Origin of the sequence: Flavobacterium psychrotrophum, assembly GCF_003403075.1 — a bacterium.
GTDB lineage: Bacteria > Bacteroidota > Bacteroidia > Flavobacteriales > Flavobacteriaceae > Flavobacterium > Flavobacterium psychrotrophum.
The window spans coordinates 2,545,829-2,563,353 of sequence record NZ_CP031557.1 but is presented as its reverse complement, the minus strand read 5'-3'; the positions used below and the strand labels follow the sequence as shown (position 1 = coordinate 2,563,353).

Here is a 17,525-nt window from a genome sequence, read left to right as displayed (position 1 = left end):
AGAATATTTTTTAGCATGACAGTACTTACATTTACGCTGATAATGCTGCTTGGGGCTTTCCTGGCAGGCTTTATTGGTTCGTTATCAGGCCTTGGCGGAGGCATTATCATCATACCGCTGCTCACAGTAGTTTTAGGGGTAGACATACATTATGCCATAGGTGCGGCACTGGTTTCGGTCATTGCCACCTCTTCGGGATCGGCAGCGGCTTATGTAAAAGAAGGTATTACCAATATGCGCCTGGGGATTTTTCTTGAAATTGCCACCACAATTGGGGCAGTAGGAGGGGCGTTGCTTTCGGCTGTTGCACCTACCTCTTTTATAGCGGTATTGTTTGGGCTTACACTTATTTTTTCGGCTATAAACTCGCTTCGCAAAAAGGAAGAGCATGTAGTTTTACAATCAAGCCCATTGGCTGAAAAACTAAAACTAAACGGCACTTACCCGGCACATGATGGTACGGTTATACGCTACGGAACCAAGAATGTTATTGGCGGCTTTAGCATGATGGGCCTTGCAGGCATGATGTCAGGGCTTTTGGGCATTGGCTCAGGTGCTTTTAAGGTAATCGCTATGGATAACATTATGCGCATACCGTTTAAGGTATCTACCACAACCAGTAATTTTATGATGGGTGTTACCGCAATGGCAAGTTCTGTTATATATGTACAAAAAGGCTATATAGAGCCCGGCATTTGTATGCCTGTAGTTATAGGCGTATTATTTGGCGCTATGGCAGGGGCAAAGATTTTGGTTAAGACCAATCCTAAAAAGCTGCGCGTGTTTTTTGCCTGCCTTATTTTCTTCCTGGCAATAAACATGATCTACAACGGACTTAACGGAAAAATATAACAGCTATGACACAGGAAAAATTTGGAGAAAAAGACTTTCAGTCCATAGTTGGTAACTTATTGCGTTATGGTGTGTGGACATCATTGTCTGTAGCGGCAATAGGTGGTATTATATATTTAATGCATCATGGTAATGATACCGTTAATTATGCTCATTTTATAGAAAACGACCGTAACATATTTACCGTTATAAGTAATGTGCTTAGCGGAAGCCTTGAAGGCAATGGTGCATCAATCATCTTTTTAGGTATCATATTGCTGTTCTTAACACCTGTGGTACGGGTAATACTATCACTTTTCTCTTTTTTATTGGAGAAAGATTATCTCTATACCGTAATTACCCTTATTGTGGTAGCCATTATCATTACCAGTATTACACTTGGTTTTTCACATTAAAGGCTACTCCAGCATCGATAGTATTTGATTGATTGAGAAATGTGCACCGCAAACAAACTCATCGGCTGCACCATAATATATGGTAAGGGCATCGCCGTCTACGACATGGCCGTTAGTAAATACCACATACCCAAAAAATCCACTGAGTTCATAAGGCTCGGTAGGTACCATAATGGGCTGGGTGGTGCGCGAAAGTACTTTTGACGGATCGTTGAGGTCAAGGAGGAAAGCGCCCAGGCAATATTGATTTGCGCCATTAGCCCCATGGTAAATTTCGAGCCAGCCGTGTTTCGTTTTTATAGGAGCAGCTCCTGCGCCTACGCGGGTACTATCCCACAATCCCGCACGGCTTTTAATAATACATTGATGGTTGCCCCAATGCACGCCGTCGGGCGATTCTGCCAGCCAGATATAGTTGCCGCCTATCTCTACACTACTGGGGCGGTGCAGGGCATAAAATTTTCCGTTTATTTTTTCTTCAAAAATAGCACAGTCCTTATTATGCGGTGGCAGTATCATCCCTTTGTGTTTAAAGCTAATCCAGTCTGTAGTTGTGCGTAAACCTACGCCCACACCATTATCAGATACGGCTGTATAGGTAAGGTAATAAGTATCTTCAATTTTAGTAACGCGGCAGTCTTCAATGCCAAATTGTTCCTGTATGCCTTTGCCAGCCAACATATTGTTGCCGTCCGGTTCATAAAAATGCCTGCCGTCTTCGCTACACAGTAACCGCAGGTGCGATAGGGTAGTAAGGTAATCCTGGCCTTTGTATTTTATAACACGGGCATCATTAGCTATAAGGTCGGGATCGTTTAAAGGTACTTCTATAATCTCTGTCTGTCCTGCCTCGTTTACTATTGGGAAATAGATTACACTTTCTTTTTGCGCCGTACTTTCTGCCACACGCACTACCAGCCATATTTTACCTTCAAACGTGAATACACCCGGATTTAAAAGGCTGATTACCTTTAATGCCGGATTACTTGGTGTAATATCTTTAGGCATGAGTAGCGGATTTTCGGGGAAGCGCCTGGCAATATCTTTCATTTTAAATAATAGTATAAAGTTTTTAAAACAGGATAAAATAATAAGATTTGAAGATATATATGATGATTTAATATCTCGCTAAGGCGCTAAGCCGCAAAAGTGATAACAGAATAAAATATCGACAAGCACTAAAGCTCTACATTTACAAATAGCTTGTATAGCAAGTTAATCAACAGTACAGCTTTGCGCCTTAGCGCCTTTGCGAGAAATTATTTTTCATTTAAAATAACATCTGAATTTCCGAATTTTAAAACTACCCTGAAATCTTTTAACAATTAATTGTATTACTAAGGGGGTACACATTTTTAAATTAACCACAAGGGACACAAGGTTTTCACAAGGTACACAAAGCTGCCGAACACTATTTGTTTTGAGGTTGAAATCACACAAAGCTTTATGTTTTAACTCTGTAATTTTTTTAGAAAAATGTAGGATTAGCTTTGTGTACCTTGTGAAAACCTTGTGTCCTTTGAGGTAAAACTGTCCGCAAAAAAAGGGCCATCCGAAATAAATTCCAGATGGCCCAGGGTAATCAAGGTAAGTGTTGTGTTAGTTCCAGCCTCCACCAAGCGCACGGTATACATTTACCATAGCGCTCATTTGCTGCATTTTGGTTTCAATAAGGTCAAACCTCGACTCCAGCGCGTCGCGCTGTGTCATCAGTACTTCCATATAGTCAGCCCTTGCAGAGGTAAACAAGTCCTGAGAAATGTTTACAGACTGGGTAAGTGCCTCTACTTCCTGCGATTTCAGGTCGTAGCTTTTTTGCAGGTTGCTTATTTTAGAAAGCTGGTTGGCTACTTCTATGTAACCATTCAGTATTTTCTGTTCATAATTATAAACAGCCTGTATTTGTTTGGCATTCGCCGAATAATACGTTGCTTTTATAGCATTCCTGTTGATAAGCGGTGCCATAAGGTCGCCCGCTAAGTTATAGATAAGCGACTCCGGCTTTGTAATGTAACTTGTGTTGAATGCCTGGTAGCCAATACCGCCCGAAATACCCAGTTGCGGGTAAAAACGCGCTTTGGCAACCTTAACATCAAGTTTTGCAGCGGCAAGGTCAAACTCAGCCTGTTTAATATCAGGGCGGTTAGCCAGTAGTTGCGATGGTAAACCTGCCTGTACTGCATTTGGTGTAATATCAAGAAACGGCTGTGTATTGCGTGCTACATGCTGAGGGAAACGGCCTACCAGGTAGTTGATCCTGTTTTCTGTCTCCACTATCTTTTGCTGTATATCGTATTGCAGGCTTTGTGTATTAAGCACCTGTGCCTGGAAACGCTTAACGGCAAGCTCGGTAACACGTGTAGCCTCTTTTTGCAGCTTCACAATTTCCAGCGCGTTAGTTTGTATTTGTATGTTTTGCTGTACAATGGCAAGCTGGTTGTCAAGTGCAAGCAGCTCGTAGTATGAATCTGCTATTTCACCAATCAGGTTAGTAACCATAAAGTTTTTACCCTCAACAGTACTAAGGTAGCGGTTTACGGCAGCTTTTTTAGCATTGTGCAGTTTGCCCCAAACGTCTATTTCCCAGTTGGCATAAGCCCCGATCATATAGTTTTGAAGAGGCTCAGGGTTTTCTTTGCCCGGCACAATGTCTATGTTATGCTCCAGCGCACCAATGTTAGTATTGCGCGAAACCTTTGTAGCATCGGCACCGGCGCGAACGCCAAGAAACGGAAGGTATTCCCCTTTGCGTGCCCTTACTTCGTTTTGGGCTACTCTTATTTCCTGAAGTGTAATGTTCAGTTCCTGATTATTGGCAAGGGCAGTATCTATAAGGGTGACAAGGTTCTGGTCTGTAAAATACTGCTTCCATTTTATGGTAGCAGCACTTGGTGTATCCTGCGTAGATCCGTTTGCATAAGCGGCAGGAGTAGCGTTATTCTCTGCCTTTGTTACGGTTTCGGGCAGTTTGCACGCCGTGAAACTAAGTCCCACGGCCGCAATTGCCATATAGTTATATATTCTGTTGTTAAGCCTCATTGTCTTCGGTATTAGAGAAGTTATCTATTTGGTGCACCAGTTCTTCAGACAGCGAGCTATCATCTTCAAACTGTATCAGTTTCCTGCCGTTAGCGATCGATCCAAAAATGTAATACAATCCGGGAACGATGATTACACCGAAAATGGTTCCGAAAAGCATACCACCAAGCGCCGCAGAACCCAGTGTCCTGTTACCAATGGCGCCTGCGCCTGAAGCAAGCATTAGCGGAATAAGACCGGCAATGAATGCAAACGAGGTCATAAGGATAGGGCGGAAACGTACTTTAGCACCTTCTATGGCAGCTTCCAGTATGGTAGAACCCTGGTGGTGCTTGAGCACCGCAAATTCTACAATCAGTACCGCGTTCTTACCCAGTAGCCCGACGAGCATGATGAGCCCGATTTGTGCATAGATATCATTTTCAAGACCCATAAGCTGTAGTAAAAGGAATGAACCAAATACACCCACAGGTAGTGATAATATTACGGCAAGAGGAATAATAAAGCTTTCATACTGCGCTGCAAGTACAAAGTAAACAAACGCAAGTACGATCATAAAGATGTAGATGGATTCGTTACCCCTGTTAGCCTCATCAAAAGAAAGTCCTTCCCATGCAATATCATACCCTTTAGGTAGTGTTTTAACAGCAACCTCTTTTACAGCAGCAATAGCATCGGCAGTTGTGTAGCCTTTTGCAGGCAGACCCTGTATAGCCGCAGAGTTGTACATGTTGTAACGGGTAATCTCGTTTGGCCCCTGTGTCTTCTTCATTTTCATGAAGGCTGAGTAAGGTACCATCTCACCGTGGTCGTTTTTAACATACAGGTTAAGGATGTCTGTAGGCAGTTTCCTGAATTTAGGGTCAGACTGTACATATACCTTAAAGAAACGGTCAAACTTAATAAAGCCCTGTTCGTAAGTACTACCTATAAGGATGTCAAGGTTTTCCATAGCCTTACCGATAGATACGCCTTTTTGCATTGCAAGGTTATTGTCTATGATAAGCTCATACTGAGGGTAGTTAGCTGCGAAGAAGCTGAAAAGGCCGCTTAGCTCTTTGCGTTTACCCAGTTGATCCATAAAGTCTTTTTGAATCTTGTCAAACTCCTGGTAGTCAGTAGTTGTGTTTTTGTCAAGCAAACGCATAGAGAAACCACCAGAAGAACCAAAACCAGGAATTGCAGGCGGTTCAAAGAACTCTACCTTAGCACCAAGGTTTTTAGATTTTTCTTCAAGCTCTTCCATGATCTCGGTTACTTTTTTATCCCTTTCATCCCAAGGCTTAAGGTTGATAAGACAGGTACCGGCGTTAGATCCACGGCCTTCGGTCATGATCTCGTAACCTGCAAGCGATGTTACCGATTCTACACCAGGTATCTCCTCACATATTTTCTGTAGCCTTTGAGAAACCTGGTTTGTGGTTTCAAGCGTAGATCCCGGAGGCGTCTGGATGATGGCATAGATAGTACCCTGGTCTTCACTTGGTATAAACCCTGAAGGAAGTATCTTGTTTACATAGAACGTACCGGCACAAAAGGCAAGAAGCACACCAAAAGTTACTACCCTGCGGTTAACAATAACCTTAAGCAATTTTTCATATCGGCCTGTAAGTTTATCAAAGCTTTTGTTAAAGCGGTCAAGGCCTTTAGTAAGTATGTTCTTTTTCTTTTCGTGGCCGTGGTGGTTTTTAAGCAGCATGGCACATAATACCGGTGTAAGCGTAAGTGCAATAATTGCAGAAATTACAATAGAACTCGCCATAGTGATAGAGAACTGGCGGTAGAACGTACCCACAGGACCACTCATAAATGAGATAGGAAGGAATACCGAAACCATTACTGCTGTAATAGCGATGATGGCACCACTAATTTCGCCAAGTACTTTTTTAACAGCAAGATATGGCGATATGTGGGGGAACTCCTCAAACTTGGCGTGTACCGCCTCGACGACCACAATCGCGTCATCTACCACAATACCAATAGCCAGTACAAGTGCAAACAGGGTAACCATGTTTATGGTAATGCCAAAGAACTGTATTACAAAGAACGCACCCACCAGCGATACCGGTACCGCTAATATAGGTATAAGCGTAGAGCGCCAGTCGCCCAGGAAGATAAACACTACCAGTGCCACAAGTATAAACGCATCTCTAAGGGTATCAATTACCTGCTCTATAGAGGCATCAAGGAATTTAGAAACGTCATAGCTAATTTTATAATCAAGCCCCGGCGGGAATGATTTTTTCATGTCTTCAAGGGTAGATTTTACCTTTGCAATTACATCACTCGCGTTACTGCCATAGTTTTGGCGTAGTACGATTGAGGCAGATGGGTGACCGTCAAGGTTAGAGTAGATGTCAAAGAATTCTGATCCCAGCTCGGCTTTACCAATGTCTTTAAGGCGTATGGCCTCACCATCGGCGTTGGCACGGATAATTACATTTTCATATTCTTCCGGCTCGCTAAACCTGCCTTTATAAGTAAGTACGTATTCTAATGATTGTGCCGATATACCGGAACTCTGGCCTATACGGCCCGGACGGCCCACAATACTCTGCTGGCCAAGGGCATCCATAACTTCGTCTACAGATACTTTGTAAGCACGCATACGGTCTGGGTTTAGCCAGATACGCATTGCATAAGTACGGCTACCCAATATCTGAGTCCTTGCCACACCTTTGATCCTGTTTATTTCAGGTATCATTTTTACGTTAGCGTAGTTGTACAGGAATTTCTCATCCATGCTCTTATCTTTAGCGTAAAGATTGACATACATAAGCATACTCGGCTGTATAGGGGTAATAACCACCCCTTCACGCTGTACAAGATCGGGTAGTAGTGGCATAACCTGGTCTACCCTGGTCTTTACCCTGATTACCGCCTGGTTAGGGTCGGTACCCGGTTCAAAGATTATCCTTAATGTGGCTTCACCGGCACTGGTGGCATCGGTAGCCATGTATCGCATATCCTGAACACCGTTGATAGAGTTCTCCAGTGTAATAAGTGTAGACTTAACAAGCACATCGGCACTTGCACCGGGATATGCAATGAATATATTTACTGTTGTAGGCGCAATATCAGGAAACTGCGACGTAGGCAACTGTGTGATTGCCAACGTACCCATAAACACGATCATAATCGAAATTACAATCGCAAAAACAGGCCTGTGTATGAATTTACTAAACATCTTTTGTCTTTTTTGAAGTTATTAGATTATTACTCTGCGTATAGCTCCAAATGCGATAAAACATATTCAGGCTTCTCTAATTTGTATTCTATCTTTTCGTTTTCTTTTACAAGACGTATACCTTCAAGCAGTATTTTATCATCTGTAGAAAGTCCTTTACTGATGATAAACAGGTGAGGCAGCTCAGCAGCAATGGTAATTTCTCTTGATTTTACCTCGTTGTTCTTGTCTATAACATACACATATTTCTTATCAAGTACTTCAAACGTAGCTTTTTGAGGGATAAGTAGTGCGTTTTTAAACGGTACCTTCATTTCGATGTTACCGGTTTCGCCATGCCTTAAAAGGCCTTCCTGGTTAGGGAAGGTAGCCCTGAAGGCAATGTTACCAGTTTCGTTATCAAAATCTGCCTCAATGGTAGATACAATACCTTCGTGGTTAAAGATTTTGTTGTTTGCCATAAGCAGGCTTACCGATGGTTTATCGTTAGCTTTTACTTTTTGCTTATAGTCAAGATATTCTGCCTCAGGTACATTGTAGTACACCCACATTTTGCTGTTGTCAGAAAGTTCTGTAAGCAGCTCGCCCTCATCTACAAGGCTACCAAGCCTTACATGAAAACGGTCGATGATACCATCAAACGGTGCGCGGATCTCTGTAAACTGAAGGTGAACTGAGGTTAAAGCCAGTTCTGCTTTTGCTTTGTCCCATTTAGCTTTTGCCATGGCAAGCTCATTAGGGGCAACCACCTTGCTGTCTGCCAGCCTCTTGGTGTTTTTGTATTCTATTTCGGCAAAGTTTGCTTCTGCCTGTGCTTTTTGTTGTTCTGCCTGGTAAAGGTTCGGCATGATCTGGAACAATAGCTGGCCTTTTTTTACAAACTGGCCTTCGTCTATAAATATTTTTTGCAAATAACCGCGCTCCTGAGCCCTTAGTTCGATATGGCTTATTGAACGAATTTGCGCTACATACTCTTTAATAGTAGTAGTGTCTTTTACTACCGGGTTGGTAACTAAGAATTTAGTAGCTTCTTCTTTTTCTTCTTTTTTTGATTGGCAGCTTGTGATGCAAAGTGTGGCACCCAGGCTTACTAACATGAGGATTCTCTTCATAATAAAATTATTACAACTTACTTGATTACTTTTTATGGAATGTGGATTTGTAGTGCGCGAAAAAAGGGAATGTACAGGTATATATCCCATTACAAGAAATTGTAATGGACAACCGGCATTATAAAAGCGCAATACAAATGGATAATTACAGGAAAAACGAAGTGGTTTTTACCTGCACGGATTTAGGGTATCAAATCCTGAATACACGGAATATTATATGCAGCCTGTTTGATGGGTAATGAAATAACTGCTTACAAACGGGTAAGCTTTTATTTAAGGCATCGCAAAAATATCCTGGGGTGTAATTGTAAAAATCAGTAGTAAAGTAGTTGTGCAGTGCTAAAGTTTTTTTAGCGGTAACAACTTTATAAGAAGACATATCTTCTTCATCCTCTTCGCCATCCCTAAGCTCTACTTTATCGTTTTGCTTTAAGGTAGTGTTGTAAGATTTAATGCTGGAGTCAAGGTTGTACTGTATATGGCTAATGCCGGGCAGTAAGATCTGATCAATTGTTTTTACAGGGGCAGGTGCAGCATTATCCTGGTGTGCGTAGATATTATTATATCCGCCAACCAGAAGAAGTAAAGCCCAGAAAAACAATTTCACAAATACCTTCATTGGGTACAAAATTAGTAAAAGATAACTTACTTACAATCTAAAAAATGTTATAAAAAACACTATTTCGATATAGCATCGCCCGAATGCAATTATTGCAGTATGAGCTGCATGAATGCTAAGTCGAGCCAGCGGTTAAATTTATATGCCACTTCTTTTAAAACTCCGGCCTCTGTAAAGCCAAACTTTTTATGAAAAGCAATGCTGCTTCCGTTGCTGGCATCTATGCAGCCCACCATACAGTGGTAGCCGCTGCTGCGTGCTGTTTCAATAAGGTGGCTAAGCAATAGTTTGCCAATGCCTTTGCCGTGGGCGGCCTCATCAACATAAACCGAATGTTCTACAGTAGGGTTAAAACCCGCCTTAAAACGGAATGTGCCATACGTAGCATAACCTAAAATAGCACCTTTTTCTTCGGCGATAAAAACGGGCCACTTGCCGTTTTGCTTATCGGTAAACCACTGCTCAATTTCTGTGCCAGTTTTAACATCATAATCATATATTGCTGTACTGTGCAAAATATTATAGTTCATAATAGCTTGTATGGCAGGCAGGTCGTTTATTGTAGCAGTGCGAATGGTGTGCATTTGTTTGGAATCAGCTGTTTATGATATGTTTAGTCATAACACTCCATCATAAGCAGGTCACCCTGTTTATGCTCTATCAGTACCATGCCATCTTTCTCAACTTCGTTGCTGCTTCCGGTGCGATAGCCTATGGTAAGCGGTTCGTTGTTTAACGGGTACTTAAGGTTTTTGGTGGTAATACCTTCAACCTGGCCTATGGGTATTAGCGAAATAGGGGTAGCGGCAGTGTACCATTTTTCGAACGTAGGGGGCAACAGAAATATTTTGCTGTGGTCGTCTAACAGTACAATTTTAAGCTTATCGCGAAAGCGTACTATGTTTGTAATATTTGTTATGGTGTGGTCTGCACGCCGGCCGGTGGCCCAGATAACATTAGCAGCGGGTATTTTGCGGTCGATTAAAAAATCGAATGCTTTTTCAAGGTCGGTCTTTTCCTGGTCCGGAGCATATACAATTTCCAACGGGTATTGCAGGTCGCGGTAATATTCAGGGTCAAAACCACGGTCAAAGTCGCCCAGCAATACATCTACTTTTATGCCCAACTGCATTACACGGTCTATAGCGCTATCAAGCACAATTACCAGTGGCGACCATTCCAGCAGGTGGCCCATAAGCTCTTTGCTGCAGGCAGCGCCGTTAGCTATTATAAGTGCGGGTTCCTGGTCGTCGCGTACTATGTGGTGTGAAGACATTTATTTTGTTTTTAAGTCGGAGGTTCAAAGTTCTGAGTACTCTTCCGAGCTACAAATTTAATCATTCTTTCCGGTTTCGAGTACGGTGCCGTTTAGTGATAGTAATTTATATTCTTTGCCGTTTTTATAGGTAACAATACAACTGCGTTGTATCCATGCGGTACTATTACTTATAGGGAACTGTTTGTCATAATATACACAGTCAAACTGTGGCTCAGCCCTCAGGTTTTTATTCGTAAGCGATACATGTCCCCATGCACTACCGTTGCGTGTCAGGAAAAAACCTTCAAATTCTGTATGGCGCAGCTCATCATACAGACATCAGGCCCTTACGGTTGTTTTTTTCAACAATGAGGTACAGTGGGTATGAATACTGATAATCATCAAGTGGGTGTTTAAACAGAAGGTTAGACCATTTGCCGTTTTGCAGCACATTAGCCGTGCGGGTAATGGAATCATAAACCGGCTCAATAGCCCACGACTTATCAGTATCTTTATAAATTCCGTATTTGTTGTTTTCTTTTTTTATCTGAAAATAATAGGGGGAATTTAGGTTTCCATATTTTCCCGGATCGTAGTAATAGAGCAGCCTGCTTATAAAATAATTATCACTCACATACTTAAGCGGTTGTTGGCTGTATGCACTGAAGGCTATCAAAATCAATACTATGATAAACTTATTTTTGAGTGAAGCCATATAATTTATAGGTTGGTGATCCTGCCAAAAATAGTAAAAATTATATAGCAGTGCCTTTGAATAAAACAGGCTAAACCACCGCGCTTTATCCTATGAATAACGTTGTGTTATTCATAGGATAAAATATAGATAAGTGTATTATTTTTAGTTTTTTCAGTAATAGATTCGAGGTTATTTGATTTGTCATTTGTGAAAATAAAACTTGAATTTACATTGGGTCCATTGTCTGTAATGGATACAATCTGGTTGCTTTCTAATTTATAATGAAAAACATAACCTTGAGGCTGTATTCCACTGATACGACTTCCTCTATAAAAGACTTCAATTAGCCTTTCATTTTTGTCATAGCTATCAGTTGCATCTAACTTGCCTATAGAAGTCTCTGAAAGTTTAATGATTTTTTTGGGTTCTAATTTTCTGAGGATTTTAAAGCTGTTTAGGAAATAATAAAGTTGTTCTTTAATATTTGTCTCACCTTCGGGTTTAATACCATAATACAAAAATGTATCTCTCTTTTTTGTATTGCAATCATACACGATAATTTTAACAGGCACACGCTTAATTGCTGATTTAGTTATGCCTTCTTCTTCAGTATATTCATCATATTCGTAGCCGGTGACAATTTCTATAAGCTTACCCTGAAAATCATATACAAATTTCAGAGGCTTAGAGATACCGTCAAATGTTAGTAGCAATGTGTCTCTTTTAAGTTCATATTTGCCGACTTCTTTAATGTTTCCTATATGACCGCTCGCTATGAAACTAAATGTCATATCTTTCTTAAATTGATATTTAAACAAAGAAGCAGCCCATAATGCTTTATACTTTTTATTAATACTCTGTCCGGAAATTATTGATGTAAGTCCAAGTAGACTAATAATAAAATATTTTTTCATGATTGATTGATTGATTGATAAAACCAAATATAGACTATTAGTGAAATAACACCATAAAAAAACCGCCCTAAGGCGGTTCTTATTAATATCTTCTCATTTGCTGTTGTGCAGGGCCTTTTTTCAGGTTAGCCTTCATCATGGCTATCTGGTCTTTCAGCATGCCCTGTTTGTCCAGTTTTTTAGTTTCGCTAAGCAATTTTTCAGCTTCTATTTTACGTCCTTTAGAAATTGCTATACCGGCAAGGTTAAGTTTTGCCATGGCAAGATCCTGATCCATGCTAAGGCCAAGCTCTACTGCTTTTTTAAGGAATTTCTCGGCAGCATTAAGGTTTGTCTGGCTTAGCATAAGCCCTTTAAGGTAGTTGTAGTAGCCTTCCTGCTTGCGCACAAGTGCTGTATGTGGGTTCTTTATTTTGTCTAATAATTTATTAGCCCCCTCAAAATCCTGTTTCCTTAGTTTAAAGAAAGCAGCAATAATTATTTCATTCTTAAAATAGGTAAGTACTACAAGACCCGCTATAAGTATAAGGAATATACCATTGCCAATGTTGTTTTCTGTAAACTGCCATACGGCTGTTATAAGGATTAGGCCGGCTATTACCAGCTTTATATTTTTATTAAACATATAAGTATTGTAAATTAGCGGCGCAAAGGTAATAATTTTACTTAAAAATAATTTTTATAAAACCACTTGTGCATAAAAAAAAAGGTTTGTATATTTGCACTCGGTTTTTAGGAAGAGGTTCCTGAACCCGAAAGAAAGATATTCATAAAGATTTAAAGATACAAAACAATGAGTAAGAGAACTTTTCAACCATCAAAGAGAAAAAGAAGAAATAAGCACGGTTTCATGGACAGGATGGCTTCTGCCAACGGTAGAAAAGTGCTTGCTCGCAGAAGGGCTAAAGGCCGCCACAAACTAACAGTTTCTAGCGAACCGCGTCACAAAAAATAATGTTTGTATAAAACATACATAAAGGTGTTACTTTTTTTAAGTAACGCCTTTTTTTATACCCAGGCCACACTAAAGGAGAGGCGGGGCGGCTTCACCCCGGGATATTAATGGGTACGAAATATTTTCACTACGCTTAATGTAGCCTTGGGGATAGCCTAAAAAAAATGTAAATTTGCACAGCCTTTTATAAGGCAAACACATACTAAACACAACGACAACACACAATGCCAAAAGACACTTCCATTAAATCTGTACTGATCATCGGTTCTGGTCCCATCGTAATTGGCCAGGCATGCGAATTTGATTATGCCGGTTCTCAGGCGGCGCGCTCACTAAGAGAAGAGGGGATAGAGGTTATCCTTATCAACTCTAACCCGGCCACCATTATGACCGACCCTTCTATGGCCGACCATATTTACCTGAAGCCGCTTACCACAAAATCGATCATTGAGATACTGAAAGCGCACCCTAATATTGATGCTGTATTACCTACCATGGGTGGGCAAACTGCACTTAACCTATGCCTTGAGGCAGAAGAAAAAGGGATTTGGAGCGACTTTAACGTGCGCCTTATAGGTGTAGATGTTAACGCCATAAACATTACCGAAGACAGGGAACAGTTTAAACAACTTTTAGAAAGGATAGGCATACCTGCTGCACCTGCTAAAACGGCTAACTCATTCCTTAAAGGTAAAGAGATAGCGCAGGAGTTTGGCTTCCCGCTGGTTATTCGCCCATCGTTTACGCTGGGTGGTACAGGAGCTGCTTTTGTACATAAAAAAGAAGACTTTGACAACCTGCTTACTTACGGCCTTGAGATGTCGCCTATACATGAGGTGCTTATCGATAAAGCTCTTTTAGGCTGGAAAGAATACGAATTAGAATTGCTTCGTGATAAGAACGATAACGTGGTTATCATCTGTTCTATCGAGAATATGGACCCTATGGGTATCCACACGGGAGACAGTATTACCGTAGCACCTGCCATGACATTATCTGACACCACCTTCCAGAAAATGAGGGATATGGCTATCAAAATGATGCGCAGCATAGGTAACTTTGCCGGTGGCTGTAACGTGCAGTTTGCCGTAAGCCCGGATGAAAAAGAAGACATTGTAGCCATTGAGATCAACCCAAGGGTATCGCGCTCATCGGCACTGGCCTCTAAAGCTACCGGTTACCCTATTGCCAAGATAGCTTCTAAACTGGCACTGGGCTACCACCTTGACGAACTACAAAACCAGATTACAAAATCTACATCGGCCCTGTTTGAACCAACGCTTGACTATGTTATCGTAAAAATACCACGCTGGAACTTTGATAAGTTTGAAGGTGCAGACCGTACGCTAGGCCTTCAGATGAAATCTGTAGGTGAGGTTATGGGTATAGGCCGTTCATTCCAGGAAGCGCTGCACAAGGCTACCCAGTCGCTTGAAATTAAGCGTAACGGGCTTGGCGCTGACGGTAAAGGCTACAAAAACTACGAGCAAATAATAGATAAGCTTACCCATGCAAGCTGGGATCGTGTTTTTGTAATTTATGATGCCATACAAATGGGTATACCATTAAGCCGCATCCACGAAATTACACAAATAGATATGTGGTTCCTTAAGCAATATGAGGAGCTGTACATACTTGAAAAAGAAATTTCTACTTTTAAAATAGATACCCTGCCAAAAGAACTGCTTCTTGAGGCCAAACAAAAAGGTTTTGCCGACAGGCAGCTTGCCCACATGATGGGGTGTGTAGAAAGTGATGTGTATAACAAGCGCGAAGAAATGGGCGTAAAGCGTGTTTACAAACTGGTAGATACCTGCGCGGCCGAATTTGAAGCTAAAACACCTTACTACTACTCAACTTTTGAGGCAGAGATAGAAAAGGCCGACGGTACCAAATATGTTCATAACGAAAGTATAGTATCAGACCGTAAAAAGGTTGTGGTACTGGGCTCAGGCCCTAACCGTATAGGCCAGGGTATTGAGTTTGACTACTCTTGCGTACATGGTGTACTTGCAGCAGCAGAGTGTGGTTATGAAACCATCATGATAAACTGTAACCCGGAAACAGTTTCTACCGATTTTGATACGGCAGATAAGCTGTACTTTGAGCCGGTATTCTGGGAGCATATTTACGACATCATCCGCCATGAAAAGCCAGAAGGTGTTATCGTGCAGCTTGGTGGGCAGACTGCCCTTAAGCTTGCTGAAAAACTGGATCGCTATGGCATAAAGATATTAGGAACCAGCTACGATGCGCTTGACCTTGCTGAAGACCGAGGGCGTTTCTCTGACCTGCTTACAGACCTGGGCATACCATTCCCCCAGTTTGGTATAGCAGAGAGCGCTGATGAAGCGGTACAGCTTGCTGAGACATTAGACTTCCCGCTACTGGTAAGACCAAGTTATGTACTGGGTGGCCAGGGCATGAAAATTGTTATCAACAAGCAGGAGCTTGAAGAGCACGTTATCGACCTGCTTAAGAGCATACCGGGCAATAAATTACTGCTGGATCATTACCTTGACGGCGCTATAGAGGCTGAAGCCGATGCAATTTGCGATGGCGAAGATGTTTACATCATCGGTATCATGGAGCATATAGAGCCTTGTGGTGTGCACAGTGGCGACAGTAATGCTACGTTGCCACCATTTAACCTTGGCGAGTTTGTAATGCAGCAAATTAAAGACCATACTAAAAAGATAGCGCTTGCGCTTAAAACGGTAGGGCTTATCAACATTCAGTTTGCTATTAAAGATGATATTGTTTACATAATCGAGGCCAACCCAAGAGCGAGCCGCACGGTGCCGTTTATTGCTAAAGCATATGGCGAACCTTATGTAAATTATGCTACTAAAGTAATGCTGGGCGAGAAAAAAGTGAAAGATTTTACCTTTAACCCACAGCTTAAAGGCTTTGCCATAAAGCAGCCGGTATTCTCTTTCAGTAAATTCCCGGGTGTGAACAAAGCGCTTGGACCAGAGATGAAGTCAACAGGGGAGAGTATCCTGTTTATTGATGACCTTAAAGATGACCAGTTCTATGAGCTTTACAGCCGCAGAAAAATGTACCTGAGCAAATAGTAATGTAGATACTGTTTAGTATAAAAATATAGAGCCCTTGTATTTTCAGGGGCTCTTATTTTTTTTTAGAGCATTTTCAATAGCTTGTCGAGTCTGCGTTTATTATATTGTTGTAATAGCGCCGGATGTAAGTGAAATGCAATATTTGAAATTAACAAGGGTAGTATGATACCTGTATGCCAAGAAGTAGCATAGCTTGTAAGCATTAATAGTAACGTAATTAAAAATCCGATGAGGTGGCTAATTTCAGCATTAGTCATTTCGGCACGTATTTTTAGTAATTGCTCTTTATTCCTTGTATTTGGAATTTGAAGGCTGGGATTGAGCTTACTCCAAAAAGTATTTACAATTAAAAGTCTGAGTGCTTTAACTCCTAAGTACTTGTTAATGGCCTCATTTCTTATAAAGTTCATGTTAGTTAACCTGTTATAAAAATCCTTAGAATTAATTGTATTATTTATAAGTAATCCGAAGAGGGCTGTAGTAAAGACTATAGAAATTGAGGCACATAAATAAACAGCAACTGGCATGAATGGTTTTTTTTTAAGAATTATTGCAGCAAGGTGTTGGTTGTTGTTGAAAACTTAATTGTGTTCTGCTATATTATTTAGTTTATCCCTAACAATCTGCATGCCCTCGCTTGCCCGCATTTTAATAATCTCTATCTCATTATTAAAACCACTTACGCTGGCAGGATTAGGATCAATGTAAAATATTTTAGCATTGCGTTTGGCATAATCTATAAGCCCTGCAGCAGGATACACCTGCATACTGGTGCCTATTACAATAATATAATCGGCCTGTTCAACATATATTGCCGCATCAGCTATTGCAGGCACGGCTTCGCCAAACCACACTATATGCGGGCGTAATTGCCTGCCGGTATCAGGATGCTTTTGTCCCAGTACAATATCTCCTGCCCATTCTATAACAGTATGCTCGTCTACAGTGCATCGCGCCTTTAAAAGTTCTCCATGAAGGTGAATTATCTGTTTGCTGCCACCACGCTCATGCAGGTCGTCTACATTTTGGGTTATCACGGTAACGTCAAAATTTGTTTCCAGTTCAGCAATTATCTTATGTGCGCTATTGGGTTGCACATCAAAAAGCTGACGGCGTCGCTGATTATAAAAGTCCAGTACCAGTGCCGGATTTTTGGCAAAGCCTTCCGGGGTGGCGACTTCCATTACATCGTGTCCTTCCCACAATCCGTCTGCATCCCTAAAGGTCGCTACACCACTTTCGGCGCTTACTCCCGCACCGGATAGCACTACAATTTTTTTCTTCATATTCAAATTTATAATTTTTACAGATATTTTACCTCAAAGGCATCAATATCTTTATAAAAGCCAAGGGGCTGTTCAAACTTATCACTCCAGTTTAGATATGTCTTATTACTTTATATGTCTATTGAGTCACA

At 41.2% G+C, this 17,525-nt stretch carries 16 protein-coding genes; 4 read left to right on the top strand and 12 right to left on the bottom strand.

What is annotated here, in order from left to right:
* Window positions 1-15 precede the first annotated feature (15 nt).
* Both DYH63_RS11045 and DYH63_RS11040 read left to right on the top strand, forming a co-directional pair.
* Window positions 16-852 (top strand): sulfite exporter TauE/SafE family protein, encoded by an 837-nt coding sequence (locus tag DYH63_RS11045; RefSeq protein WP_116788862.1) that lies wholly within the window; start codon window positions 16-18, stop codon window positions 850-852.
* A 5-nt stretch (window positions 853-857) separates the two neighbouring features.
* Window positions 858-1,247, top strand: a complete 390-nt coding sequence (locus DYH63_RS11040) for a DUF1634 domain-containing protein (protein ID WP_116788861.1) — start codon at window positions 858-860, stop codon at window positions 1,245-1,247.
* A 3-nt stretch (window positions 1,248-1,250) separates the two neighbouring features.
* On the opposite strand, the gene DYH63_RS11035 is transcribed toward DYH63_RS11040, so the two are convergent.
* From DYH63_RS11035 to DYH63_RS10990, 10 genes are all read right to left on the bottom strand, one after another.
* A complete protein-coding gene (locus DYH63_RS11035; RefSeq protein WP_116788860.1) occupies window positions 1,251-2,297 on the bottom strand; it encodes a glycoside hydrolase family 130 protein in 1,047 nt (348 codons plus the stop codon).
* Window positions 2,298-2,846: 549 nt separating this feature from the next.
* Window positions 2,847-4,286, bottom strand: coding sequence for a TolC family protein (locus DYH63_RS11030; RefSeq protein ID WP_116788859.1), 1,440 nt, complete (start codon window positions 4,284-4,286; stop codon window positions 2,847-2,849).
* Entirely contained in the window at window positions 4,276-7,473 is a 3,198-nt protein-coding gene (locus DYH63_RS11025) for an efflux RND transporter permease subunit (protein ID WP_116788858.1), read from the bottom strand. The genes DYH63_RS11030 and DYH63_RS11025 overlap by 11 nt, the downstream gene beginning before the upstream one ends.
* Window positions 7,474-7,502: 29 nt before the next feature.
* Window positions 7,503-8,585: an efflux RND transporter periplasmic adaptor subunit gene (locus DYH63_RS11020; RefSeq protein ID WP_116788857.1), complete on the bottom strand. Its 1,083-nt coding sequence runs from the start codon at window positions 8,583-8,585 to the stop codon at window positions 7,503-7,505.
* A gap of 190 nt (window positions 8,586-8,775) precedes the next feature.
* Window positions 8,776-9,204 (bottom strand): hypothetical protein, encoded by a 429-nt coding sequence (locus DYH63_RS11015; protein ID WP_116788856.1) that lies wholly within the window; start codon window positions 9,202-9,204, stop codon window positions 8,776-8,778.
* Window positions 9,205-9,293: 89 nt separating this feature from the next.
* Window positions 9,294-9,788 (bottom strand): GNAT family N-acetyltransferase, encoded by a 495-nt coding sequence (locus tag DYH63_RS11010; RefSeq protein ID WP_116788855.1) that lies wholly within the window; start codon window positions 9,786-9,788, stop codon window positions 9,294-9,296.
* Window positions 9,789-9,817: 29 nt separating this feature from the next.
* Entirely contained in the window at window positions 9,818-10,480 is a 663-nt protein-coding gene (locus tag DYH63_RS11005) for a thiamine diphosphokinase (RefSeq protein WP_116788854.1), read from the bottom strand.
* Window positions 10,481-10,790: 310 nt separating this feature from the next.
* Window positions 10,791-11,177 carry a hypothetical protein gene (locus DYH63_RS11000; protein ID WP_116788853.1) on the bottom strand — a complete coding sequence of 129 codons (387 nt, stop codon included), beginning with the start codon at window positions 11,175-11,177 and terminating at the stop codon, window positions 10,791-10,793.
* A gap of 107 nt (window positions 11,178-11,284) precedes the next feature.
* Window positions 11,285-12,073: a hypothetical protein gene (locus DYH63_RS10995; RefSeq protein ID WP_116788852.1), complete on the bottom strand. Its 789-nt coding sequence runs from the start codon at window positions 12,071-12,073 to the stop codon at window positions 11,285-11,287.
* A gap of 82 nt (window positions 12,074-12,155) precedes the next feature.
* Window positions 12,156-12,698 (bottom strand): tetratricopeptide repeat protein, encoded by a 543-nt coding sequence (locus tag DYH63_RS10990; protein WP_116788851.1) that lies wholly within the window; start codon window positions 12,696-12,698, stop codon window positions 12,156-12,158.
* Between the two features lie 168 nt (window positions 12,699-12,866).
* Between DYH63_RS10990 and rpmH the strand changes: the two genes are divergently transcribed.
* Together rpmH and carB are read left to right on the top strand one after the other, a co-directional pair.
* On the top strand, window positions 12,867-13,028 hold the full coding sequence (rpmH, locus tag DYH63_RS10985; RefSeq protein ID WP_008464848.1) for a 50S ribosomal protein L34: 162 nt from the start codon (window positions 12,867-12,869) through the stop codon (window positions 13,026-13,028).
* 224 nt (window positions 13,029-13,252) lie between these two features.
* Window positions 13,253-16,105 carry a carbamoyl-phosphate synthase large subunit gene (gene carB, locus DYH63_RS10980; RefSeq protein WP_116788850.1) on the top strand — a complete coding sequence of 951 codons (2,853 nt, stop codon included), beginning with the start codon at window positions 13,253-13,255 and terminating at the stop codon, window positions 16,103-16,105.
* 65 nt (window positions 16,106-16,170) lie between these two features.
* On the opposite strand, the gene DYH63_RS10975 is transcribed toward carB, so the two are convergent.
* Together DYH63_RS10975 and DYH63_RS10970 are read right to left on the bottom strand one after the other, a co-directional pair.
* A complete protein-coding gene (locus tag DYH63_RS10975; protein ID WP_116788849.1) occupies window positions 16,171-16,635 on the bottom strand; it encodes a glycosyl-4,4'-diaponeurosporenoate acyltransferase CrtO family protein in 465 nt (154 codons plus the stop codon).
* 54 nt (window positions 16,636-16,689) lie between these two features.
* Window positions 16,690-17,394: an SIR2 family NAD-dependent protein deacylase gene (locus DYH63_RS10970; protein WP_116788848.1), complete on the bottom strand. Its 705-nt coding sequence runs from the start codon at window positions 17,392-17,394 to the stop codon at window positions 16,690-16,692.
* Window positions 17,395-17,525 lie beyond the last annotated feature (131 nt).